Origin of the sequence: Paenibacillus chondroitinus NBRC 15376 (assembly GCF_004000765.1) — a bacterium.
Lineage (GTDB): Bacteria > Bacillota > Bacilli > Paenibacillales > NBRC-103111 > Paenibacillus_E > Paenibacillus_E chondroitinus.
This window is the reverse complement of the sequence record NZ_BILW01000091.1, coordinates 1-5648: the sequence shown is the minus strand read 5'-3', so window position 1 is coordinate 5648 and position 5648 is coordinate 1. Positions and strand designations below refer to the sequence as shown.

8 protein-coding genes are annotated in these 5648 nt (G+C 41.5%); all 8 read right to left on the bottom strand.

The window, feature by feature from the left end:
* Positions 1–49: 49 nt before the first annotated feature.
* The 8 genes from PCH02S_RS35275 to PCH02S_RS35240 all read right to left on the bottom strand — a co-directional run bounded on the left by PCH02S_RS35275 (position 50) and on the right by PCH02S_RS35240 (position 5512).
* Positions 50–892, bottom strand: a complete 843-nt coding sequence (locus PCH02S_RS35275; protein WP_127458767.1) for a tyrosine-type recombinase/integrase — start codon at positions 890–892, stop codon at positions 50–52.
* Positions 893–1216: 324 nt separating this feature from the next.
* Positions 1217–1666, bottom strand: a complete 450-nt coding sequence (locus PCH02S_RS35270) for a hypothetical protein (RefSeq protein WP_127458766.1) — start codon at positions 1664–1666, stop codon at positions 1217–1219.
* A 331-nt stretch (positions 1667–1997) separates the two neighbouring features.
* Positions 1998–2414, bottom strand: a complete 417-nt coding sequence (locus PCH02S_RS35265) for a MerR family transcriptional regulator (RefSeq protein WP_127458765.1) — start codon at positions 2412–2414, stop codon at positions 1998–2000.
* A 23-nt stretch (positions 2415–2437) separates the two neighbouring features.
* Positions 2438–3448, bottom strand: coding sequence for a zinc-binding dehydrogenase (locus PCH02S_RS35260; protein WP_127458764.1), 1011 nt, complete (start codon positions 3446–3448; stop codon positions 2438–2440).
* A 100-nt stretch (positions 3449–3548) separates the two neighbouring features.
* Positions 3549–3830 (bottom strand): hypothetical protein, encoded by a 282-nt coding sequence (locus tag PCH02S_RS35255; RefSeq protein ID WP_127458763.1) that lies wholly within the window; start codon positions 3828–3830, stop codon positions 3549–3551.
* A gap of 339 nt (positions 3831–4169) precedes the next feature.
* Entirely contained in the window at positions 4170–4454 is a 285-nt protein-coding gene (locus tag PCH02S_RS35250) for a hypothetical protein (protein WP_127458762.1), read from the bottom strand.
* A 167-nt stretch (positions 4455–4621) separates the two neighbouring features.
* The gene (locus PCH02S_RS35245) at positions 4622–4984 is read right to left on the bottom strand and encodes a hypothetical protein (RefSeq protein WP_127458761.1); all 363 of its coding nucleotides are present in this window, start codon (positions 4982–4984) and stop codon (positions 4622–4624) included.
* Positions 4985–5167: 183 nt separating this feature from the next.
* Entirely contained in the window at positions 5168–5512 is a 345-nt protein-coding gene (locus PCH02S_RS35240) for a hypothetical protein (RefSeq protein WP_127458760.1), read from the bottom strand.
* Between the last annotated feature and the right edge of the window lie 136 nt (positions 5513–5648).

Below are 5648 nucleotides of genomic sequence, written 5' to 3'. Positions count from 1 at the left end.
TTTAGTTGAGCGGCGCGGCTCTCTAAATGGGAATAAACACTAACTCGTATTAAAAAAATCGACGATACAGTTCTCTCCGTCGTTCTCCGCGGAGCTGAGCATAGATTTGTGTCGTTGAGGCTTTTTCGTGACCCAGCATGCCTTGGATAAAATCTAAAGGCGCTCCGTTATCTAGCAGCTGGCATGCATAGGTATGACGGAATCGATGGGGATATACATTTGCCTCGATCACTCCCCGATCTGCCAGTCGCTTTAATGACCATCTGAGCGTGGGAATTGCCATCCGTTTTACAGGATTTGTAACCGTTACAAATAAAGCCTTACACGAGTCCTCACGGCTGGCTAGGTACTTCTTCAACCATACTTTACACTCCGTGGTGAAGTAAACATCTCTTTGCTTAGCCCCCTTACCATTTACAATGGCAGAGCAGTTCTCCCAGTTCAAATCCTCAATGTTTAACTTCTCAACCTCTCCAATTCGACACCCAGTGCTGTAAAGAATCTCAAGAAGCGCTCTTTCTCTTAGAGTCTCACATGAGATTTTCAGGTGAATGACATCTTCCTCCACCAAAAACTTAGGAATTCGCTTATCCATTTTGGGTTCACGCAGTTTGAGAGAAGGATTGTTGGGCAAATAGGTTTCTTCATATGCAAATCGAAATAGGGAACGCACAAACCGAATGCGATGCCCTAGGCTGCTAGGTTTTAATCTTTCAGACTGCTTTGCTAAGTATTCCTTCAGCAGATTCAGAGTAATCTCAGAAATATCTATATCCCCGATTTCCGTAAGGAGTATCTTGAGTTGTAAAGCATAGGCTTTCAAAGTATTGGGGCTAAATCCCTGGATTCGTTTGTCCGCCTCATAATAAAGCCAGAGTTCACTTAGAATCATAATAAAACCTCCTATTAGAGCAATTAGTTCTAGTTTGCATCTAGTAGAAGGTTTTAAAACTTAATTGATTCAACTAGTGTTCCCAGTTAGTTTAGTCGAGGTTAACAAGATTGTTAATGTAAATTAATAAATACGAAACTGCCTTTTTCTTTCTTAAACGAAAATTAAAAGCGAGACTTCCATAAAACTAATATGGTTGCATTATTCTGCCCTTTAGCTCAACGAAATAGCAGCCGATCTTTTGGGCCGGCTGCAGCTGTTCGCATTGCACTAACGTGTCCCTTAGTTTAACGAATTATGGCATGGCATTGATTTAACATTTCCCTATTCAATCAAATTAAATATTGTTTCAATTTCAATTTGTGTTTCTGGCTTACTTCCATCATAAAAATTACAATCCATTGTCGTGCCATTCCATTTAACGTAGAAGCTACTGGAGTCAACTCGTTTAATTGAAATAATGTTATTATTGATATCATTGTGATCATAGTAATAAATGGTTGTAACATAGTCCTGTAATTCATTATTATAACTAGTTGGAATTGTAATATTGGTATTAGTTATTTCTTCTATATCATTCACGATTAGATAAAATGAAGCATTGGGGCTGCCCCCCATAGACTCTGTATCAGAATTTCTTTGAATCGCTGTTGAATCGGTTTCTACTTCAAACCATAAAGAGATTCCTTCATCAGATTGTTTGGCAGTAACAGTTGCTGATGATACATTAAATATTTCCGTGCCATTAAACCGCCTAAGTATAAATTGGTTCATAATGTTGCTCCTTTTAACTAACAGGTTATGATTCTTTACTCTGAAATTCGCCAAAGTAATCACCTCCCGTTACTTCAATAGAAAAACGGAAGCCGATCGTGAGTTTCACTGCCATCATGTAGTAATTGAGCTATCGTGTCCCGTTAGTTGAACAAACCAAAAAGGAGCTCACAAAGCAGCTCCTACACTAAAGTGATCGTTAATTCAATCCGCTAGGTGGAAGGAAAAGAAGCCGTGAGAAACTGACGGCTAGTTGGTGGTGGAAAAACTGTGTCGGCGGATACAGAGTATCTGCGCAAATTAGTAATCAAGGTCGCTATGAGGCGGGGATTCACTCCCGGTCCAGTGCGGACTTCCGATCTTCTAGCATATCGGCATAAATTGCTCTCCGTTCGGCGGCGATGCTCTTGACGGATTGCAGATGCGCGATTTGCTCTTGCAATTGGTCAATGTGCTTCGTCAGCAGATCCACGCGTTTGCTTAAAATTTGAGCGGTCCAAGTATCGGGCTGTTCCTGCCGCATCAAAAGACAGCCATCCTGTGCGAAGAGTGCGATATCCTCGAGCCTCATGCCGGTTTTTTTCAGCCCGTCGATAAACGTGATAATTTTCAAATCCGATTCCGTATAGCGCCTTGCCTGACTTCCGTCCGCGCGCTGTGGTTCGGGTAGTAGGTTGATCGATTCGTAATAGCGCAGCGTCGAAGCTGGTATGCCGGTCATTCTGGATACTTCGCCGATCGCGTACATCCTAATGCATCCTCTCTATTTATTTATTCATTGACCAACACAATTTTACCTGTGGTCGAGGAAGTCTCCAACATTTCGTGTGCCTGGACCGCATCCTCCATCGGAAGGATGTGGGAAACGATTGGCTTAATTTTTCCTTGCGCCAACAGATCAAGCACTGCTGCCGCATCCTCCCGGAACCAATCAGGCTGTTCCTGCTTCAACCCCGTAATGCTATAAAGCGAAATGGGATTTCCGTTCTCGGTAGCCTGCTGTTCGGCCAGCCACTTCCATTCGGCCACCCAGTCTTCCGCCTCGCCCTCCTGAAGGATGGCGGTATAGCCGTAACTGATGAACCGGCCTTTGGCACTTAAGGTTTGCAAGGATCTGCGATAGTTGTCGCCGCCGATCGGATCGAGCACGATGTCCATGCCCTCTGGCGCTTGTTCCCAAAGCACTTTAACAAAGTCCTGACTGCGATAATCGATGGGGAAGGCCCCATATGACATGACAACCGCGTGTTTGACCTCTGATGCAGTGCCGTACATCTGAAGTCCGGCGAGCTTGCCAAGTTCCAACAGAGCCGTGCCCATGCCACCGCTTGCCCCGTGAATCAATAATCGCTCGCCCTTGGTTGCGCGTGCCAGACGGTGAAGCAATTGGTATGCGGATACGTAATTCAGAATGACCGATGCCGCAAGCGAGGTGTCGAGATTTTCCGGAATCGGGAACACCTCATCGGCTTTGGCATAGACATGCGTGGCATAGCCGCCGGCGCCGTTGAAGAAGACGCCCACCTGTTGCCCCGGATGGAAGCGCTCCATTTCCGCTCCTGCCTCTTCGACGATTCCAACTGCATCGTACCCTGGTGTATAGGGAAGCCTCAAGGTGGCCGGATATTTCCCTGCCCGTCTCAACACATCGCCGAGTGCAACACCGGCAGCTTGAATCTTGATCCGAAGCTCTCCCGCAAACGGGGTGCGAAGCGGCTCCTTGACCCATTCCATCGCCTGCGGACCTCCGAACTGTTTGACGACCCAATGCGAACGAAACATAAGCATCTCTCCCTTGGTTAATGATGCTTCTCATTGTATCGTTTAAAGTTAACTTTAAGTCAAGGGAGAAAAACAAGTTAAACAATCGTGTCCCGTTAGCTTAAAGTTCGGGCAATGAATTGATATGTGATTCGACTTCAAAAATAAATTCTTCGAGGTTATTACAGTCAAACCAACCACTTTTTTCATTAATTTCATAAAGCGCTTGAAAACCATGATATTCAAGCAAGACTTTCCAACCGTCTCTTGAAATCATCGCTTCTAATATCTGACAGTAATCAAATAAACACTCAACTTCAGCTTTGTTCATTAAATTGGAATGCTGATACTCGGTCCCAGATGGCTCAGGATAAATTCGATATGCTAACAATCTTTTTTCCATAATTGCACACCCCAAAGAATGTTTTAATACAGTATTCGCCGATTTGTAAGTGGTTTCCTTCATCTTAACATTATTCAACTCTTCTGCCCGTTAGCGTGGAAAAGGCAGCCAATCGTCATGGCCGGCTGCCGCTTTGTCTTTATTCAGCTATCGTTCCCAGTTAGCTTAATGAAAAATGGAAAAAGCTTATTCTTACCATGGGAACTTAAACCCGCCCAATCCATATGTACCTTTAATTTGAACAATATAATCTTGTATATCGAAATGGAACGTAAATTGTCTATCAAATAACTTACCGCTGCCGTCAAAGTAAGTCCAAGTTATTATATCTTTTGTCTTTTAGATAAATAATGATACTGCCCCGCAGCCCAAATCAGCACATGCAGGACAAATATATATAGAGTTCTTCCCATTTGGAAAATCTGGTTTACTCATTAATATTAACCTTGAGATTTGTTCATTTTGAAATTCCTCACTGCCCCACCCTAAACAAGATACAAAATCGAATTTCTCTGCATATAAATCGTATAATGATTGTCCGTCCACAATAAAATCAGCAAAAGTTATAATTCCTGGATAGCCGTCTCTTTTACGAAGTTTGAATTCTAATTTCGATTTTTTCATTTTTGAATTCCTCGCTATTTATATAAAATGGTTCTTTGCTCATCCTATAAGGATTATGCCAATTATTGAACTAAACTCCCTATAGCTTAACGAAAGAAGCAGCTGCCGCGACGGCAAACTGGTCCTGGTCCATTGCACTAAAGTTATCCGTTAGCTGAATAACAGATTTAGCCTAAATCATATGTGGTATGCCCACAATCAATAATTTTCCATTGTAATTTAATGAATTCATTCCTAATTTTCTTTCTATCATTCCTAAAAATTGAAAACAAGTTTTTTCTATACGGGAATATTACCTTAACTTTTGGTTCTGAAAAGAACTCAAAATATTGAGGTTGACTGAACCAATCACGCCAACCAACGCAAAATGAATCTTCGAAAGTGCGGTTTATCCCGTCTGTCTCATTACATAAAGCTACCCAATTTTTCCTACACTCAATAAAACTTATTTTTTGTGTTTGCTCATTACTATCGAGATAGTTGATTCCATCATGTGTGATATCTAATATTTGGCGGTAATGAATTTCCATCAAACCCACCTCAATTCCCTGTTATGTTAATTCTTTTTTTATCAATTCTTCTGACTTTAATATAACATTTTATTGAAGAAATCTGCCCGTTACTTCAATGAAAAAGGAACAGATGCCAGCCCCGGCCATCTGCTCCCTGGTTATTGCGCTATCGTTCTGCGTTAGTTCAATTCACAATCACACTTACTCAGATTTTGGAGAATATAATGCTTTTCCCCATTTTCCAAAAATCATTAGTTCATAATCATCTACCCCGTTTAGATAAATAATAAAATGGTTTTCTCCGCCATCATCTATTGCGGATATAAAGTCTCCATTTATACATTGCATATATCCAAGTTTAATAGTTGGTTCGGGATATTCTTCTGAATGTGACAAAGTATATATTTGACCATTCCAATTCAATGTTTTTGGCGGAATATCACATGATTCTGATCTTCCAATAAGGCTTGGTTGCTCATCTAACCTCGAAATATTTGAAGAAGCGGTTTTAGAAGTTTTCGATTCTTTAATAAAATTACTTGCCATGAAACCAACGCCAAGAATTAACGCAAATGTAACTAGAACAAAGAATTTTGGGATATTCAGTATTTTTACTCACCTCATTACTGTTATTAACACCATTATCCCCGTGCTTCATCTCATTAAACTATCTATCCTGCCC